Annotated in this window: 17 protein-coding genes, 1 other RNA gene and 1 riboswitch; of the genes, 14 read left to right on the top strand and 4 right to left on the bottom strand. The window is 65.8% G+C overall.

The features are described from left to right. Positions 1-31: 31 nt before the first annotated feature. A riboswitch (cobalamin riboswitch) is annotated at positions 32-284 on the bottom strand. A 50-nt stretch (positions 285-334) separates the two neighbouring features. From AB7F11_RS04005 to AB7F11_RS04020, 4 genes are all read left to right on the top strand, one after another. Next, complete coding sequence (locus AB7F11_RS04005; protein WP_428289478.1) at positions 335-574, top strand: DUF904 domain-containing protein; 240 nt, start codon at positions 335-337, stop codon at positions 572-574. Then, positions 571-954, top strand: coding sequence for a cell division protein ZapA (locus AB7F11_RS04010; RefSeq protein WP_428289479.1), 384 nt, complete (start codon positions 571-573; stop codon positions 952-954). Before AB7F11_RS04005 ends, AB7F11_RS04010 begins: the two co-directional genes overlap by 4 nt. Before the next feature lie 72 nt (positions 955-1,026). Beyond that, a non-coding RNA gene (gene ssrS, locus AB7F11_RS04015) (6S RNA) lies at positions 1,027-1,206 on the top strand. A gap of 2 nt (positions 1,207-1,208) precedes the next feature. Continuing rightward, positions 1,209-2,024, top strand: coding sequence for a sulfite exporter TauE/SafE family protein (locus AB7F11_RS04020; protein ID WP_428289480.1), 816 nt, complete (start codon positions 1,209-1,211; stop codon positions 2,022-2,024). Positions 2,025-2,089: 65 nt separating this feature from the next. Here the strand turns inward: AB7F11_RS04020 and rraA are convergent, their stop codons facing one another. Next, positions 2,090-2,590 (bottom strand): ribonuclease E activity regulator RraA, encoded by a 501-nt coding sequence (rraA, locus tag AB7F11_RS04025; RefSeq protein WP_428289481.1) that lies wholly within the window; start codon positions 2,588-2,590, stop codon positions 2,090-2,092. Positions 2,591-2,873: 283 nt separating this feature from the next. Here rraA and AB7F11_RS04030 point away from each other — a divergent pair, with 283 nt between their 5' ends. From AB7F11_RS04030 to AB7F11_RS04045, 4 genes are all read left to right on the top strand, one after another. Next, the gene (locus tag AB7F11_RS04030) at positions 2,874-3,305 is read left to right on the top strand and encodes an SWIB/MDM2 domain-containing protein (protein ID WP_428289483.1); all 432 of its coding nucleotides are present in this window, start codon (positions 2,874-2,876) and stop codon (positions 3,303-3,305) included. A gap of 204 nt (positions 3,306-3,509) precedes the next feature. Continuing rightward, on the top strand, positions 3,510-5,279 hold the full coding sequence (locus tag AB7F11_RS04035; protein ID WP_428289484.1) for an adenylate/guanylate cyclase domain-containing protein: 1,770 nt from the start codon (positions 3,510-3,512) through the stop codon (positions 5,277-5,279). An 18-nt stretch (positions 5,280-5,297) separates the two neighbouring features. After that, positions 5,298-6,389: a phosphatase PAP2 family protein gene (locus AB7F11_RS04040; protein ID WP_428289485.1), complete on the top strand. Its 1,092-nt coding sequence runs from the start codon at positions 5,298-5,300 to the stop codon at positions 6,387-6,389. Continuing rightward, the gene (locus AB7F11_RS04045) at positions 6,386-8,326 is read left to right on the top strand and encodes a S8 family serine peptidase (protein WP_428289486.1); all 1,941 of its coding nucleotides are present in this window, start codon (positions 6,386-6,388) and stop codon (positions 8,324-8,326) included. Before AB7F11_RS04040 ends, AB7F11_RS04045 begins: the two co-directional genes overlap by 4 nt. 4 nt (positions 8,327-8,330) lie before the next feature. Here the strand turns inward: AB7F11_RS04045 and AB7F11_RS04050 are convergent, their stop codons facing one another. The 3 genes from AB7F11_RS04050 to AB7F11_RS04060 all read right to left on the bottom strand — a co-directional run bounded on the left by AB7F11_RS04050 (position 8,331) and on the right by AB7F11_RS04060 (position 11,485). Then, positions 8,331-8,981, bottom strand: coding sequence for a Crp/Fnr family transcriptional regulator (locus tag AB7F11_RS04050; RefSeq protein WP_428289487.1), 651 nt, complete (start codon positions 8,979-8,981; stop codon positions 8,331-8,333). Between the two features lie 6 nt (positions 8,982-8,987). Further along, a complete protein-coding gene (locus tag AB7F11_RS04055; RefSeq protein ID WP_428289488.1) occupies positions 8,988-9,683 on the bottom strand; it encodes a helix-turn-helix transcriptional regulator in 696 nt (231 codons plus the stop codon). 95 nt (positions 9,684-9,778) lie between these two features. Then, entirely contained in the window at positions 9,779-11,485 is a 1,707-nt protein-coding gene (locus AB7F11_RS04060) for a thiamine pyrophosphate-binding protein (protein WP_428289489.1), read from the bottom strand. Between the two features lie 39 nt (positions 11,486-11,524). Here AB7F11_RS04060 and AB7F11_RS04065 point away from each other — a divergent pair, with 39 nt between their 5' ends. The 6 genes from AB7F11_RS04065 (at position 11,525) to AB7F11_RS04090 (ending at position 17,466) form a co-directional block, all read left to right on the top strand. After that, positions 11,525-12,175: a TetR/AcrR family transcriptional regulator gene (locus AB7F11_RS04065; protein ID WP_428289490.1), complete on the top strand. Its 651-nt coding sequence runs from the start codon at positions 11,525-11,527 to the stop codon at positions 12,173-12,175. Between the two features lie 76 nt (positions 12,176-12,251). Next, positions 12,252-13,259 (top strand): Bug family tripartite tricarboxylate transporter substrate binding protein, encoded by a 1,008-nt coding sequence (locus tag AB7F11_RS04070; RefSeq protein WP_428289491.1) that lies wholly within the window; start codon positions 12,252-12,254, stop codon positions 13,257-13,259. A gap of 24 nt (positions 13,260-13,283) precedes the next feature. Next, the gene (locus AB7F11_RS04075; RefSeq protein WP_428289492.1) at positions 13,284-13,775 is read left to right on the top strand and encodes a tripartite tricarboxylate transporter TctB family protein; all 492 of its coding nucleotides are present in this window, start codon (positions 13,284-13,286) and stop codon (positions 13,773-13,775) included. Positions 13,776-13,784: 9 nt separating this feature from the next. Next, positions 13,785-15,284, top strand: coding sequence for a tripartite tricarboxylate transporter permease (locus AB7F11_RS04080; RefSeq protein WP_428289493.1), 1,500 nt, complete (start codon positions 13,785-13,787; stop codon positions 15,282-15,284). Next, positions 15,281-16,111 carry a sugar phosphate isomerase/epimerase family protein gene (locus tag AB7F11_RS04085; protein WP_428289494.1) on the top strand — a complete coding sequence of 277 codons (831 nt, stop codon included), beginning with the start codon at positions 15,281-15,283 and terminating at the stop codon, positions 16,109-16,111. Before AB7F11_RS04080 ends, AB7F11_RS04085 begins: the two co-directional genes overlap by 4 nt. Next, complete coding sequence (locus AB7F11_RS04090) at positions 16,108-17,466, top strand: enolase C-terminal domain-like protein (protein ID WP_428289495.1); 1,359 nt, start codon at positions 16,108-16,110, stop codon at positions 17,464-17,466. Before AB7F11_RS04085 ends, AB7F11_RS04090 begins: the two co-directional genes overlap by 4 nt. Positions 17,467-17,482: the final 16 nt, after the last annotated feature.

A 17,482-nucleotide genomic window follows, 5' to 3' on the forward strand; every position in this document is an offset into this window, starting at 1 on the left:
TGGGCGTCACGGCGGCGCGTCTGTTGTCAGGCGCACCACCACCTTGTTGGCCGGTATCCGGGCTGACAGAACGACCTCCATCGCCTTCCCAGACGACAGGCGATGTCGTCCAGTGGCTGCATGATGAAAGCGGAGTGGCCAGGCAGGTTGTGCCGGGCTTCTCGTCTGCTTACCGTTGCGGGGGCAGCGCAGGTTAGGTCGGTCCTGTGGGACTTTCCCTCCTGCTTCCCGTTGAACTGCGGCATGTGAACCACACCGCGAGCACCAACAGCGGGCATTCTAAGCCGCAGCCGCTCAGCCCAACCCTACAATGTGAAAACTGCGAATCCCAACCATGGCCGATCCCAAGCACATTGACCAGATCACCGAACGCGTGGAGCGGCTGCTGCTGCGCCACGAGGAACTGCAGCGCACAAACTCCCTGCTGGTCGAGCAGGTTCACGCCTTGCAGGCCGAGCGCGATTCGCTCAAGTCCCGTCTCATGGCCGCACGCGCGCGCATCGACGCGTTGCTCGACCGGCTGCCGCCGGGCATGGCTGACGCCGTCAAAGACAGCCGGAAGGAACCGTCATGAGCAAACCTGGCAGCAAGCAGATCGAAGTTCAGATCATGGGGCAGAGCTACCTGCTCTCGTGCCCACCCGGCGGCGAGGCTTCGTTGCTCGATGCCGTCGAGCGCGTGGACACAGCCATGTGCCGGATCCGCGATGCCGGCAAAGTCAAGGCACGCGACCGCATCGCGGTGCTGGCCTCGCTCAATCTCGCGTTCGAGCTGTCGCAAAAAGAAGCTGTGGCCTTCCAGGCTTCTTCGTTCGGACAACCAGAGAACAGCGCATTCGCCGAAGCCGGTGGCGCATTCGAAAGCGAGTCACTGGACCCGCAGACGCAGGCACGCGTGGATGAACTCATGCGCCGTCTGGACCAGACTCTGGACAAGGACGGGCGGCTGCTCTGATCACCGCTCGTCACTGTGCGAGCATTTCTCGACCGATGGTCCACATCGGTCACAGGCCGGGCCTACAATCCAAACCGTCTGCAGTGCGCGCCGGGCTTTATATTTCCTTGAACCAATGCTCATAGAGCCCGGGCTTGGTACATTGCGTGGCTGGTGCGAGCGTCTCGCGTCAGACGAACCCGAAGCCACGCTGCCCTCGCCCACCTGAACCCCGGTTCAGGATGCCGGTCCGGTGGCACTTGCAGACACCTTTCATGCCCTTAGATCCCCTGCTGATTCTCGAACTGGCCGCGCTTGGCGTGGGCACTGGTTTCCTCGCCGGCCTCCTCGGCATTGGCGGGGGCATGTTGATGGTCCCCTTCATCACCTTCATCCTCGCAGGACGCGGTGTGGAAGCGGATCTCGCCGTCAAGATGGCCATCGCCACGTCCATGGCCACGATCATCTTCACCTCCATCTCCAGTGTGCGCGCGCACCACCAGCGCGGCGCCGTGCGCTGGGATATTGTCAAGGGCCTGGCGCCCGGCATCGTGCTCGGCTCCATCGTCGCCAGCCTGGGCGTGTTTGCCTTGCTCAAGGGCTCGTGGCTGGCGCTCTTCTTCGCCGCCTTCGTCGGCTTCTCGGCCACGCAGATGCTGCTCGACAAAAAACCCAAGCCCACACGCACGTTGCCGGGCACGCCGGGCCTGGTGGGCGCGGGTGGCGTGATCGGCTTTCTCTCGGGCCTGGTGGGGGCGGGTGGCGGCTTTGTCAGCGTGCCCTTCATGACCTGGTGCAACGTGAGCATCCACAACGCCGTGGCCACCAGCGCGGCGCTGGGTTTCCCCATCGCGCTGGCCAATGCGGTGGGCTACGTCATTGCCGGCCAGGGGTTGCAAGATCTGCCGGCGGGATCGGTGGGCTACATCTACGTCCCCGCGCTGGTGGTGATCGCCAGTGTGAGCGTGCTGATGGCGCCTCTGGGTGTGAAGGCGGCGCACGCTCTCCCGGTGAAATCGCTCAAGCGCGTCTTTGCCGGGCTGCTCTATCTGCTCGCCGCCTACATGCTCTACAAAGGCATCACCGCCTAGTTGCCATCGGGTCGCTGCCCGCGAGGGGGCGACCTTGGCCGGGGAAGCCCGGCTCTGCGGCCTGCCTAAAGTTGCCGGTCCGCGACCACGATGCCGTCCTCGTCGGCGTAGAGCCAGTCGCCAGGTCGAACCCACACACCCTGGATGCGAACCGCCACATCGCGCTGGCCTTCGTCGCGGCGCTCGGTCGGCAGTGGCATGCTGGCCAGCGCGAAAATGCCAGTCTGGCATTCGGCGAGTTCCGCGACATCGCGCACGCAGCCATCCAGCACGACGCCGGCCCAGCCATTGCGAGCCGCCGCAGCGCCGAGGTTGCCGCCCAGCAGCGCACGGCGCATCGAAGCGCCGCCATCCACCACCAGCACCCGGCCCTCGCCAGCGCTCTCGACCGCGGCCTTCACCAACGAGTTGTCCTCGAAGCATTTGACGGTGACCACGGGACCGGCAAATCGCGTCACCGCACCGAAGCTGCGCCACACCGGCGGCAGGACACGAAAGGTGTCACTGGTGTCGTTCTTGTGCGCATCGCACAGGTCACAAGTGGGAACGAAAAACGGTGTGGACATGGTCAGGCTCACGAAAAGAAGAAGGGAAAAACCTGCTGGGAATTGAAGCAGAAACCATGCGCGCTCCACAGGGGAAAGCGGGCAATGCGCAGGCGCCGGGCTGGCACCGGGCCCGCAAGTGTTGTTTTCCCGGCCAAAAACCGCCATCTCCCCTGCGCAAAGCTTGAAAAAACTGCGCCCTCCACCTTGGATTGCACGTGCAACTCCATTAGCATGCGAGACACCAGCGAGAAAGCGCGTTTTCCGCTGGGATGCAAGTCAACTTCTAGAAGGAAATTCAACCATGGCAACTGCGAAAAAAGCTCCCGCGAAAAAAGCGGCTCCGGCCAAGAAGGCCCCCGCGAAGAAAGCCGCTCCGGCCAAGAAGGCGCCGGCAAAGAAAGCCGCTCCGGCCAAGAAGGCGGCACCGGCGAAGAAGGCAGCTCCCGCCAAGAAGGCCCCGGCGAAGAAGGCCCCTGCCAAGAAGCGCACCCCCAACGCCGCGTTCATGAAAGCGCTGACCCCCAGCGCCGCCCTGGCCGCGATCGTGGGCAGCAGCCCGCTGCCGCGCACCGAAGTCACCAAGAAGATCTGGGACTACATCAAGAAGAACAAGCTGCAGGACTCGGTGAACCGTCGCATGATCAATGCCGACGCGAAGCTCAAGGAAATCTTCAAGAAGGCCCAGGCCTCCATGTTCGAAATGACCAAGCTGGTCAACGACCACCTGAAGTGATCCTCTCCTGCGCGCCCCACGGGGTGCGCTGGTTCCCAGCAAAGCCGGCCACAGCCGGCTTTGCTGTTTTTGCGGGGGAAGAGGACATTCCGCACGCGGACATGTGAGAAACTGCAACCAGATGCAGATACCCCTATAGGCATGACACTGAGTTCTCAATCGACCTCCTCCACCTCCCCGGCCTTGCACGGGGAGGTGTCTGCCGTGCCGCCTCTGCCCCAACAACGCCACAAAGTGGTGCTGGTGCTCGATCTCGTGGAATCGGTGCGCCTCATGGCAGCCAACGAGGCCGCCGTTATCAACCAGTGGCGCGGGTTCATGCACCACGCCACGACGCAGGTGCTGCCCGCCTGCCATGGGCGACTGGTCAAGAGCCTGGGAGACGGCCTGCTGGCCGAGTTCGACCAGCCGACCGATGCGGTCCAGGCGGCGCTGGCACTGCACCGCTATTTCGCTCCGCTCAACCAGACGCTGCCGTCGGCACAGCAGTTGCACCTGCGAGCGGGCATCAACGCCACCAACCTCTATGTGGATGAGAACGACGTCTATGGCCAGGGCGTGAACCTGGCCGCGCGCGTGGCCGATCTCGCCTCGCCGGGCGAGACCCTGGTCACCGCCAGCGTTTTCGACGGCATCGTGATCGGCGTGGACGCCGAGGTGGAGGATCGGGGTGAGAGCTACCTCAAGCATTGGCCGGAGCCCGTGCGCACCTGGTTGCTCTACCCGGTATCCAGTGATTCGGCTGCCGTGCGCCCGCGAGTGCCCGAGGGCGTGGCGGCCGACTTCCGGCCCTCCATCGCGGTGGTGCCTTTCGAGACGCGCAGCCACGCCGCCGAGCAGTACGTGATTGGCGAACTCATCGCCGATGGCGTGATCGCCCAGCTCTCGCGCAGCCAGAACCTGCGCGTGATCTCACGCATGTCGACCACGGCGTTTCGAGGCCGCCAGCGAACGGCCGACGAGATCGGCCAGCGCCTGGATGCGTCGTTCGTGCTGGGGGGCAGCTACGTGACCTACGGCGACAAGGTCGTGATCATGGCTGAGCTCTCCGACAACCAGCGCGGCGAGGTGATCTGGGCCGAGCGACTCACCGGTGACACGCACGATCTGCTGGAGCTCCAGAGCACCCTGCTGGATGCCCTCTGCAGCGCGTGCGCCAAGGCGCTGCTCAATGAACTGGTGCAGCGCACACTCGTGTTGCCGGTGCCACAGCTTGACAGCAACGCGCTCATGCTGGGCGGCATCACGCTGATGCACCGCTCCACACCGCGCGACCTGCAGCGCAGCCAGCAACTGCTGGAAGCGGTGGTGCAGCGCCACAAGCGCGTGGCCACACCTTGGGCCTGGCTGGCCAAATGGCACATCATGCAAGTGGTGCAAGGTCTCTCCCCTGAGCCGGCCCGAGACTTCAAGCGCGCCATCGACACGGCCGATCGGGCGCTCGATCTCGAACCATCGAGCTCGCTCGCCATGGCCATCAAGGGACACGCACTGTGTCACCTGGGTGAGGACGTGGGAGCATCTCGTCGGCTGTTGCAGGAAGCCTCGCAGAGCAATCCGAACGATGCCATGGCGTGGCTCTACAACAGCGTGTGGTCCCAGATGTGGGGCAAGGCCGAGGATTCTGTGACCGAGGCCGAGAACGCCTTGCGCCTGTCGCCGCTGGACCCGCAGAAGTACTACTTCGAGATGATGCTGGCGGCGAGCTATGCCGCCCTGGGGCGCTGGGAGCAAGTGGTGGAGCAATGCAATTCTTCGCTGAAGAAAAACCGCTACCACCTGCCCACGATCCGCTCGCTCATGACCGCTCAGCACGAGCTGGGTTCGAAGGAAGAAGCGCGCAAGACCTTTGAGGTTCTGCTGGCGCTGCAACCCGATCTGACGCTGGAGAAATACCTGTCATCGGGTGGAGAAAGTCCGTTGCGACGCCGCGTGGCCAAGGTCATGGAGTCGCTGGGTCTGCCGAGAAGGTGAAACGCCAAAGGAGGGAACATGAGCAGTGGCATGAGCAGTGGCATGAGCAGCGGCATGAGCAGCGGCATGAGCAGCGGGATGAGCAGTGGCATGAGTGGTGGCATCAGCGGTGCCGTCGTTTCTGCCGATGCCCTCATCCTGAGCCGGGCTGCGATCGTCGGCCCCTTCAATGGCGCAGTGCTTCACGCCTCCGAGCCTGCATTCAACGACCCCTCCAACCTCGCGCTATGGGCCGATGGGCCGCGCCACGAGGCGTGCTTCAGTGAGCTGGTCGAAGGACTTGCGTTCCGCACCCGCAGCGGGCCCAGGGAAGCGATTCTGGAGTTTGCCAATCTGCAGGCCAGCAACATCCAGCGTCGGCCCCTGGTGAAGTTGCGTGCCCCCACCAAGGCGCAGTTCAAACGGCAACTCGACCTGGTGGCCGCCTACGCAGACCTGCGCGCCGACCGCGCGGTGGAGATCGTGGACCAGAAAACGCCACCGATCGTGTTCTGGTCTACCGTGGCGGGACTCACGGCGCACCGACACAAGAAAACACTGCAACTGATCGACCTGGTTTTCTCGCTCGTGGTGCTGGTGGAGATGCGCTTCAAGCAGATCTTCGCCAGCATTCGGCCGGTGCAGTACTCGCCGCAGATCCAGCCCATGATCGAAACACCGGGCCATGGCAGCTGGCCCAGCGGTCACGCCACGGAGGCCTTTGCGGTGGCAGTCCTGCTCGAAGCGCTGATGAATGCAGCGCCAGGTGCCGGTAGCCCGCCCAACGGATCGCTCAGCCACGAGCAGTTGCAGCGCCTGGCCGCACGCATCGCCACCAACCGCGTGGTCGCAGGCGTTCACTACCCGGTGGACAGCGCCTGCGGTCGGCTGCTGGGCACCGCATTGGCCGAATTCCTGGTGGCCCGCGCCACCGGAACCCGCGTGCACGAGCGGGGATTCGACGGTCGTTTGTTTGAAGAGGCCGACGGCGCTCCCATGGATTTCAGCCTGCACCAGTCCATGAACCACACGCACGGCCATGCCTACACGCGCTCGGCCGGCACCGTGGGCGTGGGCAATGCGTCTTTGGTGGCGTGGTTGTGGGAGGAAGCGCTCAAGGAGTGGAAATGAGCCTTCGAGCTCCCTGGCAAAAGCTGCCCGTCGGCGCGTTCACCGGCACCGACTGGGGTGCGCGCGGTGAGATCAATGGCCAGGACCCCTACCTGGCCTGGGCAGAGGCCGATCACTTCGCCGGCTACCGGCGTGGCCGTGGCCACAAGCCCCCGAAGTGGCTGCCCGTCGTGATCGAGCTGGCCACCGGGGCCGACGTGCCCGCCTTGGTGGCCGCTTCGTCGACCACGTGGTTGCAGATTCCGCGCGTGTACCTCAGCGTGCCCGGCTTTCGCTTTTGCAGCGCACGCGTGAAGCCGCGTTTCTTCCAGCGCATGCGCGAAAGCTCTCACCTGCGCGGCCTGATCCAGCGGCTGGAACTCGGCCTGCCGGTCGACGAGCACGCCAACGCCATCCTGGATCCCTGCACCCGGGATTGCCACCCCGTTGCCCCTGCGCAGCTTCTCACGGGCCGCGTGCTGGGCATGATTGATGGCGGGCTCGCACTGGCCAACAGTACCTTCCTGGACCGACATGGCCATACGCGCATCAAGCATTTCTGGCGCCAGGATGCCTACCAGAATGGCAACTGGCCTGGCAACCAGCCGCACCACCGCGTGCCGCTGGACCCGGCACGGGCAGGTCCCACCCCGCACGACATGGGCTACGGTCACGAGCTCTCGGGTGCAGCCATCGACGCGGCCATGGCGGACTTCACGCGCCACCATCAGATCGACGAAGACGCGCTGTACCAACACCTCCAGTTGTGGGACCTGAGCAAGCCGGTGAACCACGGCACGCACGTGGCCAGCCAGGCCTGTGGCCGGGGCAACCTGCTGCATCCGGACAACGACGAAGCCAGCCGCTGCGACATCGTGGCCGTGAAGCTGGACTGGTCCAACGTGCTCGACACCTCGGGTGGGGCGATGAACGTGAGCGTGCTCGACGGCCTGATGTACATCCTTTCGCGCTGCGCACCGAGCGCCCAGGTGGTGGTGAACATCAGTTGGGGCACGCTGGCCGGACCGCACGACGGCAGTTCGATCCTGGAATCGGCGATGGACGAGCTCATTGAACACCTCGGCGGGCGTCTGCGCATCGCGGTGCCCGCAGGTAACGCCTACCAGAGCCGCACTCACGCCAACGACACCCTTGCGGCTGGACAGTCGCTGACACTGCACTGGCGAGTGCAACCCGACGACCGCACGCAGAGTTTCCTGGAGATCTGGCTGCCCGAGGGTGCGGAGAAGCTCCACATCCAGGTCACGCCCCCGGGTCGTGCGCAGGCGCTGCCCGCGCTGCGCATGGGCCAGGCCGGCCTGTGGATGGGCGAGGACGATCAACCCCTGTGCGGGCTGATCTTTCCAAGACGGTCCGCGCTGGGTCGGCGCGGCACCTGCGTGCTGCTCGCGCTAGCGCCCACCTTCAGCCTGCGGGGCAGAACCGCCACCGCACCTTTCGGCGCATGGCAGGTCAGGCTGATCAACACAGGTACCACGCCGGTGGTCTGGGATGCCTACATCGAGCGTGACGACGTGGCACTGGGCGTGAACACCGGTGCGCGCCAGTCGTACCTGGAAGATCCCCGCTACGACACCAGCGGCAACATTGGCGCCTTCGTCGACCATCCGGCCAACCCCACTCCGATCCGTCGCAGCGGGACGTTCAACAGCCTGTCGACGGGCCAGCGCACGGTGAGCGCAGGCGGCACGCGCCGGCACGCCTCTCCCAGCGGACACTTCGCGCTCTACTCTCCTCGCCGACCAGACCCGGACGCCGGCCGGGCGCAGCGGCCCTTTGTGAAGAAGGTGCCTGACACGCTGTACCCGAGCGACGACAACACGGCCTTGTGGGGGGTGCTGGGCGCGGGCAGCCGCAGCGGCAGCGTGGTTCGCCTGGCTGGCACCAGTTCGGCGTCGCCGCAACTCGCGCGCGACCTGCTCAACGCAGCTGGTTGAACGTCTACCAGCGTGCCGGCAGCGGCCTTGCCAGCCAGATCCAGCGGTCTCGCACGGCGATGTAGCCGCCGGTCTCCAGGTCTTTCAGCAAACGACTCACCATCTCGCGTGAACAGGCCAGGTGCTGTGCCATCTGCTGGTGTGTCATGCGCTCGCTCAGGCAACGCTCGCCGCGTTCATCGGGCTCGCGTGCCATTTCGTTGAGCAGTCGCACCAGGCGACCATAGACGTCGATCAGCGCCACGCTGCGCGCACTCTCGGTGGCCAGGCGGGCGCGGCGGATGAGCCTGGCCATGAGTTCCAGCGCGAATTCCGGGTGCGCGGAGATGTAGTCGAGCAAGGTGGCGCGCGAAACCACCGAACAGGTGCTGGCCTCGGCGGCCTCCACGTTGGCCGAGCGCGGACCGCCGTCCAGCGACATTTCACCCACATATTCGAGCGGCCCGTACATGCCCAGCGTGAGTTCGCGGCCCTGGTTGTCGGCGACGAAGGCGCGCAGGCGGCCTTGCAGCACGATGTAGAGCGTGTCGCCGCTCTCGCCTTCCTGGATCAGCAACGCTCCACGCCGGTACCGCCGCGCAACCCCGAGGGCGGCAAGGGCTTCAATGTGGTGGGAACTGGGGGGATGGGTCAGGGCAACAGCGGGGGCGGGCATCCAGGCTCACGGGTGGGAAAACTCCGTGGCATTGTGCGGCATCGGCGTGATGATGCGCAAGGCGGGCACCACCGGCGGCAAACTGTTGACGCGGTGCAGGAGCCTGCGGATGCTGGGCGCTCCGGCCTTCTCGCGCAGGGTCTTGATCTGGCTGCGAACCGTGGACTGCGCCACGCCATGCTGGCGCGCGATCTCTGGAATGGCCAGGCCCCGACACAGGCCCATCAGCACGGCTTCCTCGCTAGGGCTCAGGTTGAGGGTGCGGGCGAACATGCGCACCGCCAGGTTGTCGCAGGTGCTCTGACGCGACAGCAGCACCAGCACCGATGGCGGATCTGCCTCCAGCGGGTGGCTCAGCGGGGTAAAGGCCATGGAGAGTTCCCGGTCGCCCTGCGCCATCAGCAACAGCCGGCGTTGGCCTCGGAAAGAGGCTTCCATGGCTTGCTGGATCTGTGCGGTGAAGCCCGCACTGCTGCCGAGCAAGCTGTTGCCATAGGACATGATCACGCGCCCGCTGGCCAGTTCGTGCCGCGCCAGGTGGTTCGCGTGCAGGATGCGGCCCTGCGAGTCGATCACCAGCATGCCGTAGTCGATCTCGTCGAACACGCGCATGAGCACCTGTTGCCCCACCTGGGGCCGGGGACCCGACTTTTCCGACCCCTCGGCGCCGCCGTTCCAAACCGTCTCAGTTGCCTGCCACATGCCGATCCCCTTTTTGTTGGATGGGCCAGTCTAGGCAGACGGGTGTGCCTCAGGGTGTGCAGCAGTGCCTCGTGGTTTGTGATGTATTCACATCTTCAGGTCGACGCGGCGCCCAGCGCGCTCTGGCGGATCGCGCTCAGCGTGCCGCGTGTGGTGATCACGTCCACGTCGATCATCACCTCGATCACGCTGCCAACCGGTGTCGCCAATGCACGCTGCAATGCAGGAACAAACTCCACCGTGCGGTTGATGCGCTCGGCCGCATAGCCATAGGCCCGCGCCAGCGCGCAGAAGTCCGGGTTCGAGAGCCCCGAACCACTCTCGCGCGCGGGATACTCGCGCTCCTGGTGCATGCGGATCGTGCCGTAGCTGCCGTTGTTGAGCAGTAGCACGATGCTCTTGGCACCGTGCTGGACGGCTGTGGCCAGCTCCTGTCCGTTCATGAGGAAATCGCCATCGCCCGCAATGGTGAATGCCATGCGTCCGGTGAGAATCGCCGCCCCGATGCCGGCCGGCACGCCGTAGCCCATGGCGCCATTGGTGGGTGCGAGCTGCGTCTTGTGGCCCTTGACCAGCCCGTGGTAACGGAAGAACCGGTGCAGCCAGCTCGCAAAATTGCCCGCGCCATTGGTCAGCACCGCATCGGCCGGCAGGTGCTGCTGCAGCGAGTGGATGATGGCCGGCATGTCGATGCTGCCGGGCAGCACCACACCGCCGTTGGCCGGGTCGATGTTGGCCAGGTAATCGGCGTGGCAGGCCTGCGCCCATGAAGCCCAAGGCAATTCGGGCGGCGCGGTCAGCACCTCCAGGCTGCGCGCAGCGGCGTTCATGGTGGCGTTGATGGCCAGCGTGGGCTGGTACACGCGGCCCAGCTCTTCGGCGCTGGCGTGCACATGCACCAGCTTCTGCTTGGGCAGTGGAGCCTCGATCAGCGTGTAGCCACCCGTGGTGGACTCGCCCAGGCGCGGACCGAGGGCAATCAGCAGGTCGCTCTCGCGCACGCGGCGCGCCAGCGCCGGGTTGATGCCCAGGCCCACATCGCCCGCGTAGAGCGCGTGGTGATTGTCGAAGGTGTCCTGGAAACGGAAGGCATTGGCCACGGGCAGTTGCCAGTTTTCAGCAAAGCGTTGCAGCGCGGCGGCAGCCTGCGGCGTCCAGCCACCGCCCCCGGCGATGACCAGCGGGCGTTCGCTCGCGAGCAGCAGCGTGCGCAGCTCTCGCAGCGAACCCGGATCGCTCCAGGCCTGAACCGGCTCCACGCGCGGCAGCGGCAGCGCGTCCACGGTCTGCGTGAGCATGTCTTCGGGCAGCACCAGCACCACGGGGCCAGGACGGCCGTTCATGGCGGTGGCAAAGGCACGCGCCACATACTCCGGAATGCGGCGGGCGTCGTCAATGCGCTCCACGCGCTTGGCCATGCCCTTGGTGCTCGGCCCGAAAAACGCGGCATAGTCCACTTCCTGGAACGCCTCGCGGTCGCGCGCGTCGCTGGCCACGTCGCCCACAAAGAGCACCAGCGGCGTGGAATCCTGAAATGCGGTGTGCACGCCGATGGATGCGTTGGTGGCGCCCGGGCCGCGTGTCACGAAGCACACGCCGGGTCGCCCAGTGAGCTTGCCCTGTGCCTCGGCCATGAAGGCTGCGCCGCCCTCCTGACGATTCGTCACGAAGCGGATGCGCCCGGCGTGGGCGTGGAAGCCGTCGAGCACGGCGAGGTAACTTTCGCCCGGCACGCCGAAGGCATGGGTGACGCCCTGAGCAATCAGGCATTCGACGAGCAGGTGACCGGCGATCTGGGGCATGCGATTGACTTTATTAACCCATTGGTGAATTATCACGGCATGAGTTCTGTACCCACACCCGTTCTGGAGGAGCGTCTGCGCGACGCCGACCGATCCCAGAATACCATCCTGATGGCCGCGCGCGACGAGTTCTCGGCGCATGGCCTGGGCGGTGCGCGCATGGACCGCATCGCTGAGCGCGCAGGCTTGAACAAGCGCCTCATCTACTACTACTTCGAGGACAAGGAAAAGCTGTTTCAAGCAGTGCTGGAGCAGGTGTACCGCGACATCCGCGAGCGCGAACGCGAGCTCAACCTGTTGCACCTCAAGCCCGAGACCGCCGTGCGCCGGCTGGTGGAGTTCACCTGGAGCTACTACCTGGAACACCCGGAGTTCCTCACCCTGCTCAATAGCGCCAACCTGCACCGGGCGCGCCACCTGCAACAGTCCGAACGGGCGCGCCAGCTGAACTCGCCGCTGGTGGCCATGCTGGGCGAGATCCTGGAGCGAGGCCGCGTGGAAGGCACATTTCGCGGCGGCATCGACCCGGTGCAGCTCTACGTGTCGATCGCCGGACTGTCCTACTTCTACCTCTCGAACAATCACACGCTTTCGGCCATCTTCGGGCGCGATCTCATGACGCCCAAAGCCCACAGCGAACGGCTCTCGCACATGTGCGACGTGATCCTAGGGTATGTCCTTAGAAGCTGAGTGATCGAGCGCCTTGACGCTGGAATTCACGCCTCCTACGATTCACCAGTCAGTGAATTAAACCTGGAGACACCGCATGAATACCGTCCTGCCCTTTCGCCAACTGTTGATCACCTCCCTGCTGGCCATGGCCTCGGCCAGCGCTCTCGCCCAGTGGAAGCCGGACCGCCCGATCACGCTCATCGTGCCTTGGGCACCGGGTGGCTCCACCGACCAGGTTTCGCGCGTCACTGCCGCCGAACTGGAGAAGCACCTGGGCCAGAAGATCGTCATCATGAACCAGCCGGGCGCCTCCGGCTCGGTGGGCACCAAGAACGCCATGTCGGCCCCGGCCGACGGCTACACCTGGACCGCAGGCGGCGCCAAGGACCTGGGTACCTACAAGGTGCTGGGCATGCTCGACACCTCGGCCAGCGACTGGAACCTGTACCTGAACGTGGCCCACATCGCTGTGGTGGGCGTCAACGCCGACACGCCCTACAAGACCATGCCCGAGCTGCTCGCGGCGATGAAGGCCAACCCGAACAGCATCTCGGTGGCCACCGCCGGGGTGAACTCCAGCGGTCACTCGGCCATCGAGTCGCTGTCGCGCGCGGCCGGCGTGACCTACAAGCACGTCACCTACGACGGGGGTGCGCCCGCCGCGGTGGCCGCCGCTTCCGGCGAAACGCAGGTGACGACCCAGCTCGCCGCCGAGCAGACCGACATGATCCGCGCCAAGAAGATCCGCCCGCTGGCGGTGGTGGGCGACAAGTCGATCGAGATCGAAGGCTTCGGCACCATCCCGCCACTGTCGCAGTTCATCCCCGGCTTCAAGGACCCGATCAACTACTTCGGCATCTTCGTGCCCAGGGCCGCACCGCCTGAAGTGAAGCAGACGCTGGACAAGATCTGGGCCACCGAGATGGTCAAGAGCGACGCTTTGCGCAAGTACGCGCAATCGCGCGGCGCCATGTTTGCCCCGATGGCGGGCGACGAAGCGCAGAAGGCCGTGTTCCCGGCCATCCAGTCCTACGCCTGGACGCAGCAGGCCGCTGGCAAGGCCAAGGTGTCGCCCGACACCGTGGGCATTCCCAAGCCCTGATCCGACGACGCACCAGGAATTCACATGACCGAGGGCGGAAAAACCGCCCGCGCCGACCTCTGGGGCGGCGCGGCCTGGGCAGGGTTTGGCCTGCTGATCGTGGGGGAATCCTTGCGCATGGACCGCTACGAGTCCATGGGCGCGGTGCTCTACACCATGCCGGGCTTCGTGCCTGGCGCGCTGGGCAGCGTCGTGATGCTGCTGGGCATCGTGCTGATGCTGCGCGGCTGGCGGCGCAAGCTTCGGGCGGCCGCAGCGGGCGAGGTCGGCGAGCGGCTGTTCAACCCGCGCATCGTCATCACGATGGTGCTCAGCCTGCTGTACGCGGGTCTGCTGGTCGGACGCGCGCCCTTCTGGCTGGTCACGGCCTTGTTCGTGACGGCGTTCGTGGCCAGCTTTGCCCCCGAGCAACAGTCCTGGCGGCGCCGCATCACCGTGTCGCTGATCGCGGGCTTGCTCACCTCTGCCGTGGTCACCCTGGTGTTCCAGCACGTCTTCCTCGTCCGCCTGCCCTGATCTTTCCCCATGTTCGACGGATTGTTTCTTTTCGGCCAATCAATCGTCCGCTTCGGCACGCCCGAGACGGTCTCATTCGCGCTGCTGGCGTCGCTGGTCGGTGTGGTCATGGGCGCCCTGCCCGGCCTTACCGCCACGATGTCGCTGGCGCTCATGACCACGCTCACCATCAAGATGCCGCCCGAGCAGGCACTGCTCATTCTCATCTGCACCTACGTGGGTTCCATCTACGGGGGCTCGCGCTCGGCCATCCTGCTCAACATACCTGGCACACCAGCGTCTGCGGCTGCATGCCTTGATGGCTACCAGCTCGCCCGCCAGGGCATGGCTGGTCGCGCCATGGGCATTGCCACCACGGGCTCGGTCATGGGCACGCTGATCGGCATGTTCTTTCTGGCAGCATTCACACCAGTGCTCGGCGGCCTGGCGCTGAAGTTCGGCGCCTATGAATTCTTCTGGCTGGCGCTGTTTGGCGTGATCATCGCCGGCACCCTCACGGGGGACGATCCACTCAAGGGCTGGATCGCCGGCATCGCAGGCCTCTTCATCGCCACCATCGGGCAGGAACCGCAATACGGCTACGAGCGCTTCGCCTGGGGTGTGCGCGATCTGGCGGGTGGCATCCAGCTGGTGCCCGCGCTGGTGGGGGCCTTTGGTTTCGCGGAGCTGCTCACGGCCATGCGCAACCGGCAGGCGCCCGTGAAGATCAGCGCCTTCGACACCGTGATCCCGAAGCTGCGCGATGTGGTGCAGTACTGGCGCACCATCCTTCGTTCGGGCCTCATCGGCACTGGCGTGGGCATCGTGCCCGGCGTGGGCGAAGACGTGGCGGCCTGGTCGTCCTACGCGGCGGCCAAACGCGCCAGCAAGGAAAAGGAAAAGTACGGCAAAGGCTCGGTGGAAGGACTGATGGCTGCCGAAACCGGTGACAACGCCTGCGTGCCCGGCGCGATGATTCCGGTGCTCACGCTGGCCATTCCGGGCTCGGCACCAGCGGCGGTGCTGATGGCGGCCATGATCATCCACGGCGTCAAGCCCGGCCCGCTGATCATGGTGGAGAACCCTCAGTTCGTCTACGACGTGGTGGCCATGATGCTGTTCGCCACCATCGGCATTCTCATCTATGGACTGGTGCTCACCAAGGCGCTGGTGCAGGTGCTGCGAGTGCCGCAACACCTGATCGTGCCCATCATCTTCGTGCTCTGCGCAGTGGGAAGTTTCGCCATCGCAGGGCGCCTGTTCGACGTCTATGTGATGCTGGCTTTCGGCCTCATCGGCTTCTTCCTGCGACATTTCGGCTACCCCATGGCACCCTTGGTCCTGGGCATCGTGCTCGGCGACTTGCTGGAGAAAAACCTGCGCCGCGCGCTCATCCTCTCCGACGGTGACCTCTCGCCTTTCTTCACCCGTCCCATTGCTGGCACCGTGGCGGCCATGATCTTCGCCACCATTGGCTGGAAGCTCTGGACGCTGTACGGCCGCAAGCCCGAGGACAGGGTCCCGGCATGAAACTTTCGCTTTGCAACGAAGTGCTGCAGCCCCTGTCGCTGCCCGAGCAGTGCGAAGCCGCCGCGCGCATGGGCTATGCCGCGCTGGAGATCGCGCCTTTCACCCTGGCCGAGGATCCTGCCTCTCTGCACGCGAGTGATGCACAGCGGGTCCGATCCTTCGCAGCGAGCAGCGGGCTTGGCGTTTCCAGCTTGCACTGGCTGCTGGTGAAGCCGCAAGGACTCTCGCTGGTCACGGACGACACCGCATTGCGCGCCCGCACACTGAACCTGCTTCGCCGCCTGATCGACTTTGCCGCCAACTGCGGCGCCCAGGTGCTGGTGCACGGTTCACCAAAGCAGCGCTCTCCCGAACCTGGCCAGAGCGTGGCCGATGCCACCTTGCGGCTGGAAGCCGCGCTGGCCGAGCTGGCGCCGCACGCGCAGGCCGCCGGTGTCGTGTACTGCCTGGAGCCACTGGGCCGCTTTGAAACCCCGGTGATCAACACCGTGGCAGAAGCCGCCGCGCTGGTCGACCGCGTGGGCTCGCCTGCGCTGCGCACCATGCTCGACGTGAGCGCGGCTTCGCACAGCGAGAACGAGCCGGTGCATGAGGTGCTGAGCCGATTTCTCGCCAGTGGACACATTGCGCACGTGCAACTCAATGACCGAAACCGGCGCGGCCCCGGCCAGGGCGAGACTGATCAGCGGCCCATCCTTCAGGTGCTCAGGCAACAGGGCTACGCCGGCTGGATGGCGGTGGAACCATTCGAATACCTGCCCGACGGCCCGGCCTGCGCCGAAGCATCTGCGCGCCACGTGCGCACTCTCTGGGAGGCCCTTTCATGACCGCCACCTCGCTGCGCATCATCGAGGTGCTGCTGTTCCAGCGCCATGTCACGCTGCGCCTGCCGTTCCGTTTCGGCGCGGCCACCGTCACGCAATGCCCGCAAGCCTTTGTGCGCGTGCGTGCCGAGGTGGGCGGCAGGAGTTTCGAGGGAGCCAGCGCGGAACTGATGGTGCCCAAGTGGTTCGACAAATCGCCGGCGCTCACGCACGAGCAGAACTTCGAGCAATTGCGCGAGTCGCTTCGCAACGCGCGCGATGCGCTGCTGGCCACCAGCGACGCGCTGAGCCCCCACGGACATTCGCAGACCGCGGGCGAAGCCGCACTGGGCGTGTCGGTGGCGCGTGGCCTGCCGCGCCTGGCGGCTCAGTTCGGCCCCGCGCTCCTGGACAAAGCCGTGGCCGACGCAGCCCTGCGCGCCGCCGGACTGCCGTGGGTGGAGGGGCTGCGCGCTGGCGTGCTGGGCGATCCGTGGAGCCAGCGGCTGGAGATCGCACGTCCGTCCCACGTGGTGCTGCGCCACACCGTGGGCCTGGCCGACCGGCTGGCCGAGGACGAAGCCGGCCCCGACCCACAAGACGGCCTGCCGGCGACGCTTGAATCCGCCGCCCGCCGCCACGGCCTGCATCACTTCAAGCTCAAGCTCAGCGGGCAGATCGAGGCCGATCTGGAACGCCTTGCACGCATCGCCAGCGTGTTGCAGCGACTGGGCGTGGACTACCGCGCCACGCTTGACGGCAACGAGACCTTTGCGGATGCCACCAGCCTGGGCGCCTACTGGCGCGCCCTGCTGGCCACACCCTTGCTGACCGACCTGCTGCGTCGCACGCTCTTGCTGGAACAGCCCCTGGCGCGAGCGGTGGCACTGCGCGAATCCATCGCCTCGCTGCCGATCGGCGTGCCTGTGATCCTGGACGAGTCGGATGACCACGCGGGCGCCTTCGAACAGGGCCTGGCGCTCGGTTACAGGGGCATTTCCAGCAAAGCCTGCAAGGGCATCTACCGCTCGCTGGCCAACGCCCACCGCATCGCCAACGATCCGCGCCTGCTGCTCTCGGGCGAAGACCTCACCTGCCAGGCCGGTCTGGCCGTACAACAGGACACGCTGCTGGCCGCCAGCCTCGGCGTGCGCCACATTGAACGCAATGGCCACCACTACGTGGACGGCTTCGGCACCGCGCCGACCCAGGAAGCCCAGGCTTTTGCCGAGGCCCACCCTGGCCTCTACGAAACCGACGCCACCGGCCGACCGCACCTTGCGGTGCGCGATGGCCAGATCGACCTGAACGCCCTGCACACCATTGGCTTTGCCAGCGCGGCCGCGCCGCTGTGGCACAGCCTGCAGGCCATCCCCTGATTTCACCCCGCCTTCA

This window comes from Hydrogenophaga sp., assembly GCF_050250835.1.
Lineage (GTDB): Bacteria > Pseudomonadota > Gammaproteobacteria > Burkholderiales > Burkholderiaceae_C > Hydrogenophaga.

What these genes read in the sequence shown, in the direction of transcription:
- AB7F11_RS04065 (WP_428289490.1), top strand. Translation starts at nt 11,525, where the DNA reads ATGAGTTCTGTACCCACACCCGTTCTGGAGGAGCGTCTGCGCGACGCC.
- AB7F11_RS04060 (WP_428289489.1), bottom strand. Translation starts at nt 11,485, where the DNA reads ATGCCCCAGATCGCCGGTCACCTGCTCGTCGAATGCCTGATTGCTCAG.
- AB7F11_RS04070 (WP_428289491.1), top strand. Translation starts at nt 12,252, where the DNA reads ATGAATACCGTCCTGCCCTTTCGCCAACTGTTGATCACCTCCCTGCTG.
- AB7F11_RS04030 (WP_428289483.1), top strand. Translation starts at nt 2,874, where the DNA reads ATGGCAACTGCGAAAAAAGCTCCCGCGAAAAAAGCGGCTCCGGCCAAG.
- AB7F11_RS04090 (WP_428289495.1), top strand. Translation starts at nt 16,108, where the DNA reads ATGACCGCCACCTCGCTGCGCATCATCGAGGTGCTGCTGTTCCAGCGC.
- AB7F11_RS04020 (WP_428289480.1), top strand. Translation starts at nt 1,209, where the DNA reads ATGCCCTTAGATCCCCTGCTGATTCTCGAACTGGCCGCGCTTGGCGTG.
- AB7F11_RS04040 (WP_428289485.1), top strand. Translation starts at nt 5,298, where the DNA reads ATGAGCAGTGGCATGAGCAGTGGCATGAGCAGCGGCATGAGCAGCGGC.
- rraA (WP_428289481.1), bottom strand. Translation starts at nt 2,590, where the DNA reads ATGTCCACACCGTTTTTCGTTCCCACTTGTGACCTGTGCGATGCGCAC.
- AB7F11_RS04005 (WP_428289478.1), top strand. Translation starts at nt 335, where the DNA reads ATGGCCGATCCCAAGCACATTGACCAGATCACCGAACGCGTGGAGCGG.
- AB7F11_RS04050 (WP_428289487.1), bottom strand. Translation starts at nt 8,981, where the DNA reads ATGCCCGCCCCCGCTGTTGCCCTGACCCATCCCCCCAGTTCCCACCAC.
- AB7F11_RS04085 (WP_428289494.1), top strand. Translation starts at nt 15,281, where the DNA reads ATGAAACTTTCGCTTTGCAACGAAGTGCTGCAGCCCCTGTCGCTGCCC.
- AB7F11_RS04045 (WP_428289486.1), top strand. Translation starts at nt 6,386, where the DNA reads ATGAGCCTTCGAGCTCCCTGGCAAAAGCTGCCCGTCGGCGCGTTCACC.
- AB7F11_RS04080 (WP_428289493.1), top strand. Translation starts at nt 13,785, where the DNA reads ATGTTCGACGGATTGTTTCTTTTCGGCCAATCAATCGTCCGCTTCGGC.
- AB7F11_RS04010 (WP_428289479.1), top strand. Translation starts at nt 571, where the DNA reads ATGAGCAAACCTGGCAGCAAGCAGATCGAAGTTCAGATCATGGGGCAG.
- AB7F11_RS04055 (WP_428289488.1), bottom strand. Translation starts at nt 9,683, where the DNA reads ATGTGGCAGGCAACTGAGACGGTTTGGAACGGCGGCGCCGAGGGGTCG.
- AB7F11_RS04075 (WP_428289492.1), top strand. Translation starts at nt 13,284, where the DNA reads ATGACCGAGGGCGGAAAAACCGCCCGCGCCGACCTCTGGGGCGGCGCG.